Annotated in this window: 16 protein-coding genes; 4 read left to right on the top strand and 12 right to left on the bottom strand. The window is 36.7% G+C overall.

Annotation, left to right across the window (positions count from 1 at the left end):
• Positions 1-5: 5 nt before the first annotated feature.
• The 6 genes from glnA to AC806_RS03255 all read right to left on the bottom strand — a co-directional run bounded on the left by glnA (position 6) and on the right by AC806_RS03255 (position 5,418).
• Entirely contained in the window at positions 6-1,346 is a 1,341-nt protein-coding gene (gene glnA / locus AC806_RS03280; RefSeq protein ID WP_069028764.1) for a type I glutamate--ammonia ligase, read from the bottom strand.
• A 56-nt stretch (positions 1,347-1,402) separates the two neighbouring features.
• Positions 1,403-1,783 (bottom strand): MerR family transcriptional regulator, encoded by a 381-nt coding sequence (locus AC806_RS03275; RefSeq protein WP_014124371.1) that lies wholly within the window; start codon positions 1,781-1,783, stop codon positions 1,403-1,405.
• Positions 1,784-1,911: 128 nt separating this feature from the next.
• A complete protein-coding gene (gene hflX, locus AC806_RS03270; RefSeq protein WP_061841036.1) occupies positions 1,912-3,156 on the bottom strand; it encodes a GTPase HflX in 1,245 nt (414 codons plus the stop codon).
• Position 3,157: 1 nt separating this feature from the next.
• The gene (gene miaA, locus AC806_RS03265) at positions 3,158-4,075 is read right to left on the bottom strand and encodes a tRNA (adenosine(37)-N6)-dimethylallyltransferase MiaA (RefSeq protein ID WP_014124369.1); all 918 of its coding nucleotides are present in this window, start codon (positions 4,073-4,075) and stop codon (positions 3,158-3,160) included.
• Entirely contained in the window at positions 4,072-4,809 is a 738-nt protein-coding gene (locus tag AC806_RS03260; RefSeq protein ID WP_014124368.1) for a glycerophosphodiester phosphodiesterase, read from the bottom strand. The genes miaA and AC806_RS03260 overlap by 4 nt, the downstream gene beginning before the upstream one ends.
• Positions 4,810-4,899: 90 nt before the next feature.
• Positions 4,900-5,418 carry a hypothetical protein gene (locus AC806_RS03255; RefSeq protein ID WP_069028763.1) on the bottom strand — a complete coding sequence of 173 codons (519 nt, stop codon included), beginning with the start codon at positions 5,416-5,418 and terminating at the stop codon, positions 4,900-4,902.
• A gap of 190 nt (positions 5,419-5,608) precedes the next feature.
• Here AC806_RS03255 and clpP point away from each other — a divergent pair, with 190 nt between their 5' ends.
• On the top strand, positions 5,609-6,190 hold the full coding sequence (gene clpP, locus AC806_RS03250; RefSeq protein ID WP_014124366.1) for an ATP-dependent Clp endopeptidase proteolytic subunit ClpP: 582 nt from the start codon (positions 5,609-5,611) through the stop codon (positions 6,188-6,190).
• A 91-nt stretch (positions 6,191-6,281) separates the two neighbouring features.
• Here the strand turns inward: clpP and AC806_RS03245 are convergent, their stop codons facing one another.
• On the bottom strand, positions 6,282-6,773 hold the full coding sequence (locus AC806_RS03245) for a gamma carbonic anhydrase family protein (protein WP_014124365.1): 492 nt from the start codon (positions 6,771-6,773) through the stop codon (positions 6,282-6,284).
• Positions 6,774-7,151: 378 nt separating this feature from the next.
• On the opposite strand from AC806_RS03245, the gene AC806_RS03235 reads away from it, so the two are divergent.
• Entirely contained in the window at positions 7,152-8,480 is a 1,329-nt protein-coding gene (locus AC806_RS03235) for an ISL3 family transposase (RefSeq protein ID WP_012345024.1), read from the top strand.
• Positions 8,481-8,581: 101 nt separating this feature from the next.
• On the opposite strand, the gene AC806_RS03230 is transcribed toward AC806_RS03235, so the two are convergent.
• The gene (locus AC806_RS03230) at positions 8,582-10,336 is read right to left on the bottom strand and encodes an ABC transporter ATP-binding protein (RefSeq protein WP_069028762.1); all 1,755 of its coding nucleotides are present in this window, start codon (positions 10,334-10,336) and stop codon (positions 8,582-8,584) included.
• Positions 10,333-12,066 carry an ABC transporter ATP-binding protein gene (locus AC806_RS03225; protein WP_069028761.1) on the bottom strand — a complete coding sequence of 578 codons (1,734 nt, stop codon included), beginning with the start codon at positions 12,064-12,066 and terminating at the stop codon, positions 10,333-10,335. The genes AC806_RS03230 and AC806_RS03225 overlap by 4 nt, the downstream gene beginning before the upstream one ends.
• Before the next feature lie 379 nt (positions 12,067-12,445).
• Here AC806_RS03225 and AC806_RS03220 point away from each other — a divergent pair, with 379 nt between their 5' ends.
• Both AC806_RS03220 and rnjA read left to right on the top strand, forming a co-directional pair.
• Positions 12,446-12,658: a DNA-directed RNA polymerase subunit epsilon gene (locus AC806_RS03220; protein WP_014124361.1), complete on the top strand. Its 213-nt coding sequence runs from the start codon at positions 12,446-12,448 to the stop codon at positions 12,656-12,658.
• A 1-nt stretch (position 12,659) separates the two neighbouring features.
• A complete protein-coding gene (gene rnjA, locus AC806_RS03215; RefSeq protein ID WP_014124360.1) occupies positions 12,660-14,339 on the top strand; it encodes a ribonuclease J1 in 1,680 nt (559 codons plus the stop codon).
• A gap of 247 nt (positions 14,340-14,586) precedes the next feature.
• On the opposite strand, the gene AC806_RS03210 is transcribed toward rnjA, so the two are convergent.
• The 3 genes from AC806_RS03210 to AC806_RS03200 form a co-directional block, all read right to left on the bottom strand.
• Complete coding sequence (locus tag AC806_RS03210) at positions 14,587-14,787, bottom strand: cold-shock protein (RefSeq protein WP_014124359.1); 201 nt, start codon at positions 14,785-14,787, stop codon at positions 14,587-14,589.
• A gap of 163 nt (positions 14,788-14,950) precedes the next feature.
• Positions 14,951-15,628 carry a RadC family protein gene (gene radC / locus AC806_RS03205; RefSeq protein ID WP_014124358.1) on the bottom strand — a complete coding sequence of 226 codons (678 nt, stop codon included), beginning with the start codon at positions 15,626-15,628 and terminating at the stop codon, positions 14,951-14,953.
• A gap of 51 nt (positions 15,629-15,679) precedes the next feature.
• Positions 15,680-16,342: an HAD family hydrolase gene (locus tag AC806_RS03200; protein ID WP_014124357.1), complete on the bottom strand. Its 663-nt coding sequence runs from the start codon at positions 16,340-16,342 to the stop codon at positions 15,680-15,682.
• Between the last annotated feature and the right edge of the window lie 9 nt (positions 16,343-16,351).

The raw sequence follows: 16,351 nt of genomic DNA, 5'->3' as shown, positions 1-16,351 counted from the left end.
TTTTATTAATAAAGTTCTAAATACTGATCTCTTTCCCATTCTGATACAGTTTGCCTAAAGGCTGCCCATTCCATTTGTTTTGCTTCAACAAAGTTTTCATAGATATGAGTCCCTAAAGCATTAATCATTACTTCATCATCTCTTAACTCTTTAAGTGCATTATGAAGTGTGGAAGGTAAATCAAAAATTTGTGCCGTTTCACGTTCTTCTTCACTCATCACATAAATATTGCGATCCACACCCTCTGGCGCTACCATTTCATTTTGAATACCATCTAATCCGGCTTCCAACAAAGTAGCCAGAGCCAAATAAGGATTTGCTGAAGGATCAACTGAACGCAATTCTAAACGAGTAGACAAACCCCGTGAAGAAGGAATACGAATCAGTGGTGAACGATTATGTCCTGACCAAGCCACATGTACTGGCGCTTCATACCCTGGTACTAAGCGTTTGTAGGAATTAACCGTCGGATCACAAACGGCGGTATAAGCCCACGCATGTTTAATTAGACCAGCCAAGAATTGATATGCCGTTTTACTTAGCTCCAATTCGCCACTTTCGTCATAAAAGGCGTTTTCTTCTCCTTTAAATAAAGACATATTGCAGTGCATACCAGAACCAGCTATTCCTTCCATTGGCTTAGGCATAAAGGTCGCATGCAAGTCATATTTTCTAGCGATCGTTTTAACCACTAGCTTAAAGGTTTGTATACTATCACAAGCATCGACAGCATCTGCGTATTTAAAATCGATCTCATGTTGTCCTGGTGCCGCCTCATGATGAGAGGCTTCTACTTCATAGCCTAGTTTTTCTAACTCTAACACAATATCACGTCGACAATTCTCCCCTAAATCCATAGGAGCAAAATCGAAGTATCCGCCATGGTCATTCAAATGTTGAGTGATATTTTGGTTTTGGTCAAGTTGGAATAAGAAAAATTCTGGCTCTGGCCCTAGTTCAAAAGAAGAGAATCCTAACTCTTGCATATGTCTTAATACACGTTTTAAGTTTCCACGAGGATCGCCTGCAAATGGTGTGCCATCAGCATTGTAAATATCACAAATTAAACGACCCACTTTACCATGTTCAGCTTCCCAGGGAAAAATCATCCAAGTGGTTAAATCAGGATATAGGTACATATCACTTTCTTCAATGCGCACAAATCCTTCAATAGAAGAACCATCGAACATCATTTTTTGGTCCAGTACTTTATCCATCTGACTGATCGGTACTTCTACATTTTTTATCATACCACTAATATCGGTAAACATTAGTCGTAAAAATCGAACATTTTCTTTTTTGGCAATCTCTTTAATCTGTTCTGCGGTATAATCTACTTTTGGCATATATTTTTCCTTCCTTTACGGCGGTTTGTAGTAAGAGACAAGTAAGTACGGTAAAACTATAGCTTAGGGCGTTGAGAATCAAAAGGACCTTTGGGATTGAGTCCACCTTGGGATAAAATTTCATCATAAAAAATACGTCGGACATCTTTATCTGTTAACGGTTTTTTATTTTTTGCTTGTTTTTCTTCTTCTTTTCGCATCTTATAAACATGCTTGATACCGGCCATATTTAAACCATCTGAAAGATAATCTTTAATTTCTAGCAGGATATCTATATCATTTAAAGAATATAGACGTCGATTGCCTTCGCTTCTTTCAGGATGAATTAAATCTTGTTCTTCATAGTAACGAATTTGGCGCGCGCTTAAATCCGTTAATTTAATGACTGTACCAATTGGAAAAACTGACATTGAACGCCGCAGCTCTTTTTCACTCATAGGCTTACTCCTCTTTCTTTCATTCGGTCAAGCTACCTAGCAACTATACCAATTTATGTTATAGCTGTCAACAGTTTATGTTATAAAAGCTAACACAAAATAAGAGCAGTCAGACAATCCCGCTGCTCCTACTTTGCCTGTTCCATACGAGTAATAGCAAAAGAGTGCTCTTTAGCAAAACCTTTGGCTACATACTGCTGTTTTTCTTCTTCAAAATCGGTTGAAACAAGCAATGTATTTTGTTTTAATTTTTCTAACAAACGTCCTTCATCCGGCGCTAAAACTAAAGTATAAGGCTGTAATTTTTCCTTCATAATTGATTGGATCGCTTCAATGAGTTTATCCTTACTAGCAGGATCTTTTGCTGAAACTAAGACATAAGGAAATAATGTGGGAACAAATTGCTCTTTATCTATCAAATCCGCTTTATTATAAACCACCAAAACTGGAATTTGACGCAATTGCAAGTCGTCCATCAACTTTAAAACCGTTTGCTCTTGTTGCTGCCGATTTTCAGCAGAAGCGTCAATCACGTGCAGTAATAAGTCCATATTTTGACTTTCTTCCAAAGTTGAGTGAAAAGCGTCAATTAATTGCGTGGGTAAGTCTTGTATAAAACCAACTGTATCAGTAATCGTGACTTCAAAACCTTCTGGCAAGCGCCATTTTTTAGTCAGTGGATCCAGCGTTGCAAATAATTGATTTTCTTCATAAGCATCTGCGCTTGTCAATAAATTAAGTAAGGTCGATTTTCCAGAACTGGTATAGCCAACTAGACCAATTTGGTATACTTGTTGTTCATTTCTTTGTTGACGTGTTCTTTGGCGATGTTGCTCCACTTCTTTTAGCTCACGGCGAATACTTGTCATTTTTTTGCGAATTAAACGTCGATCAGTTTCTAGTTTAGTTTCCCCGGGGCCTCGGGTACCAATACCACCTCCAAGTCGCGACAAGGTTTTTCCTTGACCGATGATCCGAGGAAAGGAGTATTCTAATTGCGCCAATTCTACTTGCAGTTTACCTTCTTTGGAACGTGCACGTTTGGCAAAGATATCTAGAATTAACTGAATCCGATCAATGGTAGGCGCCTCCAATGCGTCTTCAATAATTTGCCCTTGTCTTGGTGTTAACTCATGGTTAAAAATCACCAAATCGATCGCTTCTTTGTCAATCGTCTGTCTTAATTCTTCCAACTTTCCTTTACCGATAATGGTTTGATGATCAAATTGTTCTCGATTTTGTTCGATAGAAGAAATCATGGTACCATTAGCAGTTTGTGCCAAATTTTTCAATTCAAGCATAGATTCTGCGAAATTATGATGATTTTCCGGCGTCTGTACGCCAACTAAAATCACTCGTTCTTTTTTTACCATACTACACCTCCAACCACTGTGCGACTTCTTTTTTGATCTGTGCTATTTCCTGAGGTTCTTGGAACAAATCGAACCAATGAAAAAACATGCGGTTATTAAACCAAGTCAACTGTCTTTTGGCATAGCGCCTTGAATTTCGTTTGATAAGATCGGTCGTTTCTTGAAGACTACGTTCTTTGGCAAAGTATGGAAAAAACTCTTTATAGCCAATTCCTTTTGCTGCCTGACTGTCGGGATATTTTTTTACTAACGCTGCTTCTGTGATAAGTCCACTTTGTATCATATCATCCACACGTGTATTAATACGCGCATGCAAAAGCGAACGATCAGTGGTTAGTCCAATCATAAAGCTATCATATAATGGTTTGGGCGCTTTTTCTGGCGCAATAATACTTCTTCCGGTTTTCTCTTTTACTTCTAAAGCGCGAATAATTTTACGCTGATTGTTCATATGAATCTTTTTAGCAGCTAAAGGGTCCTTTTTTTCTAATAATTCAAAAAGTGCTTGTGGACCTTCATTTTCTGCAAAAACTTCATATTTATGACGAAGTTTATCATCCTGCTCTTTTTGCGTTGCACCTAATTGATAATCATAAAGGAGGGATTGAATATACAATCCAGTCCCTCCCACAATAATAGGTAAATGCCCTCTGTTACAAATTTCAGTAATTTTTTGCCGTCCTTGCTTTTGAAAGTCGGCTGCAGAATAACGATCTCCGATATCACAAATATCGATTAAATGATGAGAGACTCCCTCTTTTTCTTCTTCGGTAACTTTGGCCGTACCGATATCTAATTGTCGATAAATTTGCATAGAATCACCGCTGATGACTTCACCAGCAAAAGTTTTGGCTAGTTGAATACTTAGACTTGTTTTTCCGACAGCTGTCGGTCCTGCAATGACTAACACTTTTTTCATGTCTTTTGTTGATTCCTTCTCTTAGCCAATTGTATTTCTTCCGGAAAATCAGTAAACGCGCCGGAAACTTGTAGGTCCATTACTTTTTTTAAGTTTTCTTCATCATTGACGGTCCATGGACGAACATCAATAGGATAATTAGGAACTTCTGCATCATGTGCCAAGGCCCAATCAAGACTCGGGTGAATGCCCTTGATATATGAACGATCCATCGCCATATTCGTCGCTTCTTCTGAATCCTTCATTACTAAATCAATTCGCGTTTTAGGTTCAAGTTTATGAATACGTTCTAATGTATCTAAATTAAAACTGGAATACCAATAAATAAATGGCCATTCTTGACTCAGCATAAGATCCGAAACTTTTTCTTCAATACCCGGATAGTCTTCCACATTTGTTTTAAGTTCAATTTCTACGATCCCTCGATAATTTCGTGCAATCAGTAAGTCAGTCACTTCTTTTAACGTGGGCACTTTAGTTGATGCATATTTTTCATCAAACCAACTGCCCGCATTCAATGCTTTTATTTCCGCAAGTGTTTTATCTTTAATAGCACCCTTACCATTGGTCGTGCGATTTACTTGTTCATCGTGCATAACAACTAGCTCATTATCTTTCGTTAGTTGAACATCTAATTCAATACCTTCTGCTCCTGCGCGAATCGCTTCAGCAAACGAAGGCAAAGTATTCTCGGGCCTTGTGCCACTAGCTCCTCTATGAGCAAAAATTTTCATCGGTCTCACTCCAATCAGAAATATTGTAACATGTAACGATAAAATCAACAAAAAAAGAAGAAACAGCGCTTTGTCTCTTCTTTTGGCTCATTATAAAGGTTTGGAAAAGTAGGTCAACGGTTCATCGCTGACTTTTTTCATTTGATTTTTCTTTTCATAAATCATTTCTGTTAACTCATCAGAAAGTTCTTCGACCAACATACGCGCGCCTTTAAATGTATAGCCGCCAATTTGAACCGTTTCTTCAGGAGATAAAACGACCTTACGAGTAGCAATTCTTTTAAAAAACTCATCCAAAAAATAATTAGGTAAATAAAAGCTATTTTGAGCTGCAAAAGAATGTAAATAAATATAATCATCCACCGTAATATAGCAATCATCAAAAGCGTTAAAACTGGTGTATTGCTCCATCATAATGACCCGTTTATCCAAAATTTCTACTATTTTTTTATTTAATAATACTAAAGTTTCAATCTCTTTGACCTTATGCTCTAGCATTCTTCTTTTTTCATCTTTACGTTGATCATATCGTATACGTAAATTAAACGCGACCGTTACAACCAATGCGCCAATTAGCACTCCTAATAAGCTTGCGATAAAAACTTGCATTTAACTTGCCTCCCCATTAAAAAATAATTGATGTCTTTATTCTACCAAATTTTCTTTATCATAGCCAAGGTTTTATATTTGACCTTTATTGACCAAATATGTATACTAGCTATTAGAAAAAGATAAATGGACGTGATATAATGTCTTTTAAACGTCTATATTTTCTATGATTTAAAAGGAGGAACATGAAATGAATTTAATTCCAACAGTAATTGAACAATCAGCCCAAGGGGAAAGAGCGTATGATATATACTCTCGTTTATTAAAAGATCGTATTATTATGCTAAGTGGTGAAGTAACCGATGATCTATCTAACTCCATCATTTCACAACTACTATTTTTAGATGCACAAGATTCGGAAAAAGATATTTATTTGTACATTAATTCGCCAGGTGGTAGTGTGACAGCTGGTTTTGCCATTTATGATACCATCAACTTTGTCAAAGCTGACGTGCAAACCATCGTATTAGGTATGGCAGCCTCTATGGGAAGTTTCCTATTAACCGCTGGTACCAAGGGCAAACGTTTTGCTTTACCAAATGCTGAAATCTTGATTCACCAACCATTAGGCGGTGCGCAAGGACAAGCAACTGAAATCGAAATTGCTGCTCGTCATATCTTGAAAACACGTGATCGCTTAAATGAAATCTTGGCTGAACGTACAGGTCAATCACTTGAAGTAATCAAACGCGATACCGACCGTGATAATTACATGACTGCTGAAGAAGCCAAAGAATACGGCTTGATAGATGACATCATGACCAACAAATAAACAATGATTAAAAGTGCCATTGTCTTTACTATTTTGGGTAAAGGCAATGGCTTTTTTGTATTTAATAATAATTTAAGAAGACTATTAGGACCTAATTCTTTTTATATTCAGTGTACTTGCCGTCCAGATAATCTTTGCCTAATTGGCAATAATGATCTACGTTTTCTTTATTGCCTTTAATTTCTTCTGGCGTTAATTCTCTAATCACTTTTGCTGGTCGTCCTAAAGCTAAGGAATTTGGCGGAATCACTGTTCCTTGGGTCACTAAGGAACCGGCACCAATCATACTGTTCTCCCCTATCATTGCATTATTCATAACAATCGAACCCATACCGATTAAAGCGCCGTCTTCAATTTTACAACTATGCAACAAGCACTGATGTCCTACAGTAATGTTGTTACCGAGCACACAAGAAATATCATGATCAACATGAATCACTGTTCCGTCTTGAACATTCGTCCTATCTCCTACAAAAATAGGGGCGTAATCACCACGAAGCACACTATTAAACCAAACAGTTACCTCTTTGCCCAAAGTCACATTTCCAACAATCGTAGCATTTTCTGCAACAAAATTTTTCATAGTTTCCTCTTTCTAATCCAATTAAAATAAGAATATAAAATTATAAATGAGGGTTTCTTTCTCAAACTTCCCTTCATTATTATCAAAATGAAGGGACCTCTCTCGAACTTCCCTTGATTTTGGATAAAATGAAGGTTCCTTTTCTAAACTTCCTTTCATTTCATCTAAAATGAAGGCTCCTTTGTTTAACTTCCCTTCTTTTGTAAAGTATATCATATCACTCACTAGCAACAAAAAAGCGACACCAACTTATAGTGGGTCTATAATATTTAGTGTTGTTACTAAAAAAATTAGTAATAACACTAATTTTTTATATAACAAAAAAGCATTTGTTTCCTTTATAATTAAGTTGGACACCAAAATAAAAGGAGAAAACAAATGCTTCAATACAAAGATATCAAAATTAAAGATCAAAATCTAGATGTAGGCCTTAAAAACTTACTCAATATTAAGGACCCTCACATCTTTTTTTCCGCTCAAGCAGTTCAAAAAGAACCCATTCATCATCGAATGACGAATGTCTTTTACGGTGTCCTTACCTACACCCCGAAAGCTTGCGAATGTTGTGGCCTCATAAATGAAGAGAATCTTCTTATTAAACATTCGCCAAAGGCTTCGGATATTCAATTAATTCCTTATCAGGAAGTGCCCAGCGTTTTACGCTTATTTAAGCAACGATTTTATTGTAAATCCTGTCATCATACTTTTAGTGCCAGGACCTATTATATCGCCAAAGACTGTTATATTTCGCAAGCCTTGAAGTTTGCCATTGCGATAGACTTGAAGAAAAAACTATCGATGAAAGATATTGCTTTACGCTATGGGGTCTCATTTAAAACCGTGGAACGCGTATTGGATACCTTCTATCAAGGACTTAAATTCAATCCCAACCATTTACCGAAACATTTGCTAATCGATGAATTCAAAGGCACGAAGGACTGTGAAGGAGCCATGTGTTTTATCTTCAGTGACGCTCAGACAGGAAAAATTATCGATATCTTGGACGATCGCCGCAATTTCAAACTGATTGCTTACTTTCAACGATTTACTCAACAAGCGCGGAAAAGAGTCCAACATGTGGTTATGGATATGAATTCGGCTTATGGAAAAATGATCCCTCAAGTATTTCCGAAGGCCAAGATTCTTGTGGATCATTTCCACATTATCCAACAGATTTCTCGAGCTTTTAACCAGCAGCGGATTCGGTCGATGAACCAGCTGGACAAAAAGAGCGCCCAACAAATGAAGGATTATCGCAAATTAAAAAAATACTGGAAACAGCTCCAAAAAAAGCATAAAAACTTGGGGTACGACCATTTGAAACAGTTCCCTCTTTTTCGCCAAAAATATGTGACGGAATCGGAAGTTGTGGATTACTTATTAACCATTGATCCCGTGCTTAAGGCTTCTTATGATGTTTATCAAGATCTGCTTGACGCTTTTGAAAACGGCAAAGCGCAACCATTTTTCGCTATCATTGATCAACTGTCGCCTTTATTAGAAGAACCCTTTAAAAAATCCTTACGTCACCTCCAAAAGTACCGTAAAGAAATTACCTTATCTTTTACTCAACCGTATTCCAACGGCAAACTTGAAGGGAAAAACAACTTGATTAAAGTAATTCAACGGATTGCCTTTGGCTTTCGTTCTTTTAATCATCTACGTAAGCGAGTGCTTATTCAACAAGGGCTTCTTGAGATCTTATAAAATAACAAAAAAAGAAGAACCGAAGTCCTTCTTTTTATAAAGGTTTTGCTTAAACAACACTATTTGACAAAGAGCCCTTATAGTCAGCGCCGCTTTTTCTCTTATTCTTGGTCTGCAAATTGGCTATTATATAGCTCTGCATAAAAACCATTTTTAGCAAGTAAAGTATCATGCGTTCCTTGTTCGATAATAGAACCATGATCCATAACTAAAATCAAATCCGCATCACGAATGGTTGACAAGCGATGGGCAATAACGAAACTGGTCCGTCCTTTCATCACTTGATCCATTGCTCTTTGAATCAATGCTTCTAGACGGGTATCTACTGAACTGGTTGCTTCATCTAAGATCAAAATTTCAGGATCAGAAATAATTGCCCTTGCAATTGTTAATAATTGTTTTTGTCCAAGAGAAACATTATCTCCTTCTGAAGCAATTTCCATATCATAGCCTTCTGGTATCGTCCGGATAAAGTGGTCAACATTGGCTGTTTTAGCAGCATCTACTACTTCATAATCGGTAGCATCTAACTTACCAAAACGAATATTATCTGCGATTGTCCCACCGTAGAGCCAAGCATCTTGTAATACCATACCGAATAATGAACGAACATCACTTCGGTTCATTTCCTTAGTATCAATCCCGTCGATTTTGATCGCGCCATCATCTACGTCATAAAATCGCATCAACAAATTAATTATGGTTGTTTTCCCAGCGCCAGTTGGACCAACGATCGCTACGGTCTGACCTGCTTTTACACTCAAGTTCAAATCTTCGATCAATGGCTCATTTTGTTGATAAGAAAAATAAACATGATCAAATTCAACATCACCTTGGACATGCTCGGGCAAAGCTATTTCATTTTCACTTGATTTTTCTTCGTCTTCATCTAAAACTTCAAATACACGACGAGAAGAAGCAGAAGCACTTTGTAGCATAGCAGATAATTGCGTGATATTTCCCATTGGTTGACTGACTTGCCAAATATATTGGATGAAAGCTTGTAATTGCCCAACCACGATCACACCACTTAGGACATTTAAACTACCAAAAACTGCAATCACTATATAAGTTAAGTAAGCAGTTGATTGAACCAATGGCATCATAAGTCCTGAAATAAATTGCGCTTTAAATCCATTGCCTCTAACAGAGCGATTTACTTTTCTGAAGTCTTCTGATGTTTCATGTTCACGTCCAAAAAGTTTAATGACATTAAAACCTGTCATATGTTCCTGTACAAAACCATTCATTTCACCTAAAGAGTTTTGCATTCCATTAAAGTATTTTTGCGATTTTGAAATAACAAAACGCGAAATAAAATAGGAAGCTGGAATCATAAGCACAGCTGCTAGTGCCATATAAACATTAATATAAAACATCATTGAAACAGATAATACAATGCTCAAAAAAGCATTCACTAATTGGACTAATGATTGTTGTAAAGCGCCACTAACAACATCCACGTCATTAGTCACACGCGAGAACACATTACCTTGTTGGTGAGTATCAAAGTAAGAAACCGGCAATCGATTGATTTTATGCGAAATATCTTTACGCAAATCTTTCATTGATGATTGTACAACACCGGTCATTAACAAACCAGCAGCCAATTGTGATCCCCCATAACCGATACCAATAAGGACAATGGCAATTACCGTTTGTTTGATGTAAGCAAAATTTATCGGATCACCATTTGAAATATTACGACTGATTTCTGTGGTTGGAAGTCCTGTAACATAAGGCAAGGCAGTATTAAAGCCCACCGTTGCAACTACTAGAAACATGACGAAAATAAATTTAAATTTATATGGTTTTATATATTGTCCTACACGTTTTAAAGAAGAAAAAGTATTCATTGTCCTAACTCCTCCTTCGTTAATTGAGACGAAGCAATGTCGTAATAAACGGAGCTAGATTTTAGTAACTCTTCATGTGTTCCTATACCGACAATATTTCCTTCGTTCAATACAATAATTCGATCTGCCCCCATAATCGTGCTCACTCGTTGAGCAACAATCAATACGGTGGCATTTGTTGTTTCTTTATCAATTCTTTCACGCAATTTTGCGTCTGTCGCAAAGTCCAAAGCAGAAAAACTGTCATCAAATATATAAAGATCAGGTCTTCTTACAACAGCTCTAGCAATGGCTAAGCGTTGTTTTTGCCCACCAGAAAAGTTAGAGCCACCTTCAGCTATCTGTGTATCTAAACCATCTACTAATTCAGAAACAAAATCGCTAGCTTGCGCGATATCTATGGCTTCATACAATTCTTCATCCGTTGCGTCTTTTTTCCCGTAGAGAAGATTTTCTCTGAGTGTTCCAGAAAACAAAACAGCTTTTTGCGGTACATAACCAATCTTCTGACGTAAAGCAGCAATATCATAATCGCGAACATCGATACCATCTACCAAAATTTCACCTTCACTAACATCATAAAGACGAGGGATCAATTGAATTAAAGTAGATTTTCCGCTACCGGTACTCCCGATAAAAGCGACTGTTTCGCCGGGTTTGGCTGAAAAGGTCGCGTCACGAATCACTGGAGCCTCGGCATGTCCTGGATAAGCGAAAGTAACATCATCAAAGGCTAAGTAACCATTCGTTTCTGTCGTTGTTACGCCATTTTCTTTATTTTCTATAATAGGTTCAGTATCCATTGCTTCTTGAATTCTGTTTGCTGATACTGCCGCTCTTGGATACATCATAAAAATCGTAGAAAACATCATAAATGAAAACAATGCGTGGAATATATATTCAATAAAAGCAATCAAATTCCCCACTTCTAATGTTCCAGCATCTATTTGGATACTTCCTTGCCAGATGATATAAGCCATCACGGTATTAAATAGAAAGAAAAATCCTGGCTTCGCTGAAGACATCAAACGAAACAAGTTTTTGGAACTTTTTTCAAAAGCGTCATTTACTTTACCAAAACGTCCTTCTTCAAAATCTTCATTAACAAAAGCGCGAATGACACGTAATCCTGACAAGTTTTCTCGTAAAATATTATTTAACCGGTCAAAATTTCCTTGTTGTTTCCTGGATAATGGATCAGAAAAACGAGCGATCGCTACAACACCGATCAACAAGAATGGCAATGCCGCTAAGACATAAGCACCTAAACTTGCACTCGTTCGTATGACCATAACCAGACTTGCAATAAACATCATCGGCGTCATAAAGCCAGTCCGTAAAAGGTTTTGCATAAACAACATAATTTGATAAGCGTCATTAGTTACACGAGTAATTAATGACGGAACACCTAGTTGTTCATATTCATTATGAGAATATCCTTGTATTTTCTCAAAAAGATCTTGGCGAATGGAGGCTGTTACATTAGTAGTGATACGGGACATAAAATATCCTAAAGAGATATTCATTAATACACCAACAACGACCACTGCTAACATGATTAAGCCTATTTTTTTAATATACGCATCATCATTATTGGCGACCCCCACATCGATCATTTGGCTTAACAATGTAGGTAATCCTAGTTCAATAATAATAAACCCGAAAACACAAATGAAATTAAAGAATAATAACCCTTTGTTTTTCAAAGTATAATGCAACATTAATTTCAAATTTATCCCTCCTTTTTTGAGCAATTACTTTAAAGATAGCATATAGATATGAAAAAAGTAAAGAAAATGAGAAGCGTTTTTAACAAGTTTTTTCAAACCTTTTTTCATATAAAAATACACCATCCTTTTCTTCATAAGGGACTTTATATTTTCATGTAATTTTCTTGTTTTTGCCGGCGCATTTCTATACTTATTTTTATTTGTGTGATAAACTATCAATGGATAATTGGTTATAACTTAAAAAGATATAATTGCTAACTACTTTCAACAATTATAGATGATTAAGTTGCCAAAAACGGACCTATTTTGGATCAATCTTCACTTATAAATTTAAGTAAAAAGTCAAATAAATAAAGATGCAATAAAGGAGAACATACACATGATCTACAAAGTTTATTATCAAGAAACAAAAGAAAGTAACCCTAAAAGAGAACAAACACACTCTTTATACGTGGACGTGGACGATGTCGTGACCGCTCGTCACATCGTTGAAGAAAATACCCCATATAATATCGAATATATACAAGAATTAACTGGAAATCACTTAGAATATGAAAAAGAACAAGCTGATTTCCATATAGCGGAGTTTTAACATGAAACAATCGCTTAAAAACAACGAAACAGGTGTTTTCGCTGTTGGCGGATTAGGTGAAATCGGGAAGAACTGTTATGGGGTACAATTCCAAGATGAAATCGTCTTAATTGACGCAGGAATTAAGTTTCCAGAAGACGAATTACTTGGCATTGACTATGTGATTCCTGATTATAGTTACATTGTTCAAAACATCCAAAAAGTAAAAGCTTTAGTCGTTACACACGGTCATGAAGATCATATTGGCGGAATTCCTTATTTACTAAAACAAGTAAATATTCCTATTTATGCCGGACCGTTAGCTTTAGCTTTGATTACAAACAAGTTAGACGAACATGGTCTACTGCGCGATGCAGAACTTCATGAAATCAATGAAGACACTGTAATCCGTTTTCGTAAGACTTCTGTCAGCTTCTTTAGAACAACCCACAGTATCCCGGATGCTTTAGGGATTGTTGTGAAGACGCCGTCAGGAAATATCGTTGAAACTGGTGATTTTAAATTTGACTTTACACCAGTTGGCGAACCAGCAAATCTTCATAAAATGGCAAAGGTTGGCGAAGAAGGCGTGCTTTGTTTACTATCAGATAGTACAAACGCTGAGATTCCTACTTTTACTAAATCTGAAAAAACGATTGGCTCTTCTATCCTTAAAATTTTTGAAAAGGTAGAAGGACGAATTATTTTTGCTAGTTTTGCTTCCAACATTTTCCGTTTGCAACAAGCTGCTGAAGCTGCAGTTGCTTACGGACGCAAAATTGCCGTTTTTGGTCGCAGTATGGAAAATGCGATTGCCAATGGACAACGTCTTGGCTACATCAATGTCCCAGATGGAACATTTGTTGATTCGCGCGAATTGAACTCTTTGCCGGCAGATAAAACAATGATTTTATGTACAGGTTCTCAAGGTGAACCGATGGCGGCTTTAAGTCGGATCGCTAATGGCACCCACCGACAAATCCAAATTCAGCCAGACGATACCGTGATTTTTTCTAGTTCACCGATTCCTGGAAATACGACTAGTGTAAATCGCCTGATTAATTCGTTATTAGAATCAGGCGCTGAAGTCATTCATGGTAAGATCAACAACATTCATACTTCTGGTCACGGTGGGCAAGAAGAACAAAAATTGATGTTGCGCTTGATGAAGCCTAAATATTTCATGCCGATTCATGGTGAGTTTCGTATGTTAAAAATTCATAGCCAATTAGCTGAAAATACTGGAATTCCTAAAGAAAATTGTTTTTTGATGGAAAACGGCGACATGCTAGCTTTAACCCAAGATTCAGCTCGCCCATGTGGTCACTTTAACGCAGACGACACTTATATCGATGGTAGTGGTATCGGCGATATCGGAAATATCGTTTTAAAAGATCGGCGAATTCTTTCTGAAGAAGGTTTAGTGATCGCTGTCGCAACTATCGATAAAAGTAAAAAGGAAATCCTAGCAGGACCCGATATTTTATCGCGTGGATTTGTTTATATGCGTGAATCTGGTGATTTGATTAAAAAAGGACAAAACATCCTTTATAATGCATTACGTGATGCACTAAATCAACAAGATACTAGTGAATATAAATTAAGAGAAGCCATGAGCCAAGCGTTACAACCATTTCTTATCGAACAAACGCAGCGTCATCCAATGATTTTATCTATGATTATGACACCAGATAATAAATAGAAAGAGCAGCCTGAAAAATGGCTGCTTTTTTTACATCCTTATTTCTACATATTCAACACTGGTTTTAATTATCTATGTGCTATCTCCATTCATTTAACATAGGTTTCGCATTTCTATGTGCTATCTTTACTCATTCAGCATTAATTTTCTTTTTTATGCTATTTTTTCATAAAAAAAAGACGTTCATAACTTTCATTACGAACGCCCTTTTTGTGAATTTGGTTTTTAAAGCATTGCTAGTTTTTAACTATACTTTTACAACATTAACAGCTTGAGGACCACGATCTGATTCTTCAACGTCAAATGACACAGATTGTCCTTCTTCTAAAGTTTTGAAGCCTTCTTCTTGAATTGCTGAAAAGTGGACAAACACGTCACTTCCGTCTTCACGAGAGATAAACCCGTAACCTTTTTCTGCGTTAAACCATTTTACTGTACCTTGTTCCATTCAAGTTTCCTCCTCGTGCGTTAGCACTTTATAAAATTGTAACATTGCTCGTACTACGTTAGAGACAGGTAACTGAGTGCCACTTCCATTTTCCAAACAAAATTACAAACACTATTCTACTCTCGTGGCTGTTTTTTTGCAAGTAAAAATTACTGTAAATTGATTAATTCCAAAATCCTTCTTCCCTTAAACTGACATATTCCTCGCTACCAATAATTAAATGATCTAAAATCTCAATGCCCATCATTTCTCCACATTCTTTCAAACGCTTGGTGAACTGACGATCATTTTCTGAAGGTGACGGATCACCACTAGGATGATTGTGCGAACATATTATGCGTGCCGCGCTACAACGAACAGCTTCGCGGAAAATCTCACGTGGATGCGCGACAGATTGATTAACCGATCCTACAAACAAAGTTTTACGAAAAATCACTTCATTTTTGGTGTTTAAATATAAACAAATCAAATGTTCTTGCGAAAAATCCTTCATCTCAGACATTAATTGATGGGCCAAATCAAAACTTGTCACTACTTTACCAAGCTTGGGTTGGTTTGCGCGTTGAATACGACAACCCAGCTCCATCATCGCCTTTAATTCGATTGCTTTAATTTGTCCTACTCCTGAAATTTGTTGTAACTCAGTTAAACTAGCATTTTTTAGTTCATATAAACTGGGAAACAGTGTTAAAACTCTAGCAGAAAGTTCCATTACACTATATTTCTTTGAACCTGTTCGTAACAAAATAGCCAGTAATTCTTGATTAGAAAGTGCCTGTACACCATATTCCAATAATCGCTCACGGGGAAGTGAACTTAAAGGTACTTTATTTTTTTCCATAAAAAAACCTCCTTGCTTCCTTATACTAATAAGTACGCAAAAAGGTTACATTTACTTTTCTAAAATTGTCGAAACTTCATTTAATGTCGGTAAAACTGCTGAAGTCTTTTCTTTAATTTCAGAAGTAGGCTTAACCAAATCGGGTACCATAATTACATCGATGCCCGCTTGATCAGCTGCCAATATGCCATTTTTCGAGTCTTCTAAGATAAGCAGATTCTCTTTAGGTAAGCCGAAACGATCAGCCGCTATTTCAAAAATTTCAGGGTCAGGTTTAGCTTTTGTAACGTCTTCAAAGGAAACAATATGAGAAAATTCTTCTGACAAGTTGTTCTTTTCTAAAAGAATATTGATGATTCTACGCTGATTACTAGAAGCAACACAACGTTTAATATTTTCTTCTTGTAAATACGTTAATAACTCTTTTAGTCCAGGTTTTACTTCAGCAGCACCTGATTCAAATAACTCCACTGCCCGATCAAAAGAACGGTTGATAAAAGTATTTACTGTTTGTTGGCCAAAAAGCGAATCATACATTTCATGATAAGCTTGCCAAACTTCTTCATCAGAAATCCCTATATATTTCTCATAAATGGCAAAGTCATAAGAAAAGCCCATTCTATCTGCCACTTCTTGTGTCGCCCTATAATAAAGGCTCTCAGTATCAAACATCAATCCATCCATATCAAAAATAATTCCTTGTATATTCTGCATTGTCTCCTC

The organism is Tetragenococcus halophilus (genome assembly GCF_001712815.1).
GTDB classification, from domain to species: domain Bacteria; phylum Bacillota; class Bacilli; order Lactobacillales; family Enterococcaceae; genus Tetragenococcus; species Tetragenococcus halophilus.
This window is presented reverse-complemented; position numbering and strand designations above follow the sequence as displayed.

Bases quoted from the DNA above. Each gene is read 5' to 3' on its own strand.
- glnA (WP_069028764.1), bottom strand. From the start codon at position 1,346: ATGCCAAAAGTAGATTATACCGCAGAACAGATTAAAGAGATTGCCAAA.
- AC806_RS03275 (WP_014124371.1), bottom strand. From the start codon at position 1,783: ATGAGTGAAAAAGAGCTGCGGCGTTCAATGTCAGTTTTTCCAATTGGT.
- hflX (WP_061841036.1), bottom strand. From the start codon at position 3,156: ATGGTAAAAAAAGAACGAGTGATTTTAGTTGGCGTACAGACGCCGGAA.
- miaA (WP_014124369.1), bottom strand. From the start codon at position 4,075: ATGAAAAAAGTGTTAGTCATTGCAGGACCGACAGCTGTCGGAAAAACA.
- AC806_RS03260 (WP_014124368.1), bottom strand. From the start codon at position 4,809: ATGAAAATTTTTGCTCATAGAGGAGCTAGTGGCACAAGGCCCGAGAAT.
- AC806_RS03255 (WP_069028763.1), bottom strand. From the start codon at position 5,418: ATGCAAGTTTTTATCGCAAGCTTATTAGGAGTGCTAATTGGCGCATTG.
- clpP (WP_014124366.1), top strand. From the start codon at position 5,609: ATGAATTTAATTCCAACAGTAATTGAACAATCAGCCCAAGGGGAAAGA.
- AC806_RS03245 (WP_014124365.1), bottom strand. From the start codon at position 6,773: ATGAAAAATTTTGTTGCAGAAAATGCTACGATTGTTGGAAATGTGACT.
- AC806_RS03235 (WP_012345024.1), top strand. From the start codon at position 7,152: ATGCTTCAATACAAAGATATCAAAATTAAAGATCAAAATCTAGATGTA.
- AC806_RS03230 (WP_069028762.1), bottom strand. From the start codon at position 10,336: ATGAATACTTTTTCTTCTTTAAAACGTGTAGGACAATATATAAAACCA.
- AC806_RS03220 (WP_014124361.1), top strand. From the start codon at position 12,446: ATGATCTACAAAGTTTATTATCAAGAAACAAAAGAAAGTAACCCTAAA.
- rnjA (WP_014124360.1), top strand. From the start codon at position 12,660: ATGAAACAATCGCTTAAAAACAACGAAACAGGTGTTTTCGCTGTTGGC.
- AC806_RS03210 (WP_014124359.1), bottom strand. From the start codon at position 14,787: ATGGAACAAGGTACAGTAAAATGGTTTAACGCAGAAAAAGGTTACGGG.
- radC (WP_014124358.1), bottom strand. From the start codon at position 15,628: ATGGAAAAAAATAAAGTACCTTTAAGTTCACTTCCCCGTGAGCGATTA.
- AC806_RS03200 (WP_014124357.1), bottom strand. From the start codon at position 16,342: ATGCAGAATATACAAGGAATTATTTTTGATATGGATGGATTGATGTTT.